This window comes from Pseudomonas sp. K5002, assembly GCF_013386655.1.
In the GTDB taxonomy this organism is placed as follows: Bacteria; Pseudomonadota; Gammaproteobacteria; order Pseudomonadales; family Pseudomonadaceae; genus Aquipseudomonas.
The window spans coordinates 1-1,102 of the sequence record NZ_JACARK010000582.1; the positions used below are offsets into that span (position 1 = coordinate 1).

Annotated in this window: 2 protein-coding genes; both read right to left on the reverse strand. The window is 62.5% G+C overall.

Annotated features, from left to right (window positions below; all coding sequences use genetic code 11):
- Nucleotides 1-787 (reverse strand): ABC transporter ATP-binding protein (locus HX846_RS23910; protein WP_178966214.1); only part of this gene is annotated, 787 nt, incomplete at its 3' end.
- A 10-nt stretch (nt 788-797) separates the two neighbouring features.
- Nucleotides 798-1,102 (reverse strand): ABC transporter permease subunit (locus HX846_RS23915; RefSeq protein ID WP_178966215.1); only part of this gene is annotated, 305 nt, incomplete at its 5' end.

The following is a 1,102-nucleotide window of genomic DNA, read 5'->3' on the forward strand; positions in this document are numbered from 1 at the left end:
CGCCGAGGCTGTGCTCGGGGATCGCCTTGAGCAACGCTTCGCTGTACGGGTGCGCCGGGATGTCGAACAACTGCGGCACCTGGCCGACTTCCACGGCCTGGCCTGCGTACATCACGCACACGCGCTGGGCGGTTTCGGCCACTACCGCGAGGTCGTGAGTGATCAGCACCAGGCCCATGTTCTGCTCTTTCTGCAAGGCCAGCAGCAGGTCCATGATCTGGGCCTGGATGGTCACGTCGAGGGCGGTGGTCGGTTCATCGGCGATCAGCAGTTTCGGCTCGCCGGCAATCGCCATGGCGATGGCCACACGTTGGCTCATACCACCGGACAGCTGGTGCGGGTAGGCATCCATACGGCTGGCTGCGCCTGGGATTTCCACCTTTTCGAGCAGTTCGATGGCACGCTTGCGCGCTTGCTTGCCGGACATTTTCAAATGCAGGCGCAGCACTTCTTCGATCTGGAAACCCACGGTGTAGCTGGGGTTCAGGGCGGTCATCGGGTCCTGGAAGACCATCGCCAGGTCTTTGCCGACGATCTGCCGACGCTGGCGGTTGCTCAGCTTGAGCATGTCCTTGCCGTCGAAGTTCAGGGCGTCGGCAGTGACGATGCCGGGGTGCTCGATCAGGCCCATCAGCGCCATCATGGTCACGGATTTACCCGAACCCGACTCGCCAACGATCGCCAGTACTTCGCCTTTGTCGACGGAGATGTCGAGGCCATCGACCACCGGCACGGCGGTCTTGTCGCCGAAGCGGACATTGAGATTCTTGATTTCTAGCAGTGACATGGGAATCTCCTCAGGCGGCATTCTTGAGTTTCGGGTCCAGCGCATCGCGCAGGCCGTCGCCCATCAGGTTGATTGCCAGCACGCTGAGCAAAATGGTCAAGCCAGGCAGGCTCACGACCCACCAGGCGCGTTCGATGTAGTCGCGGGCCGAGGCCAGCATGGTGCCCCACTCAGGGGTTGGCGGTTGTACGCCAAGGCCCAGGAAGCCCAGGGCTGCAGCATCGAGAATCGCCGAGGAGAAACTCAGGGTGGCCTGAACGATCAGCGGCGCCATGCAGTTCGGCAGCACGGTGACGAACATCAGGCGCGGCAGGC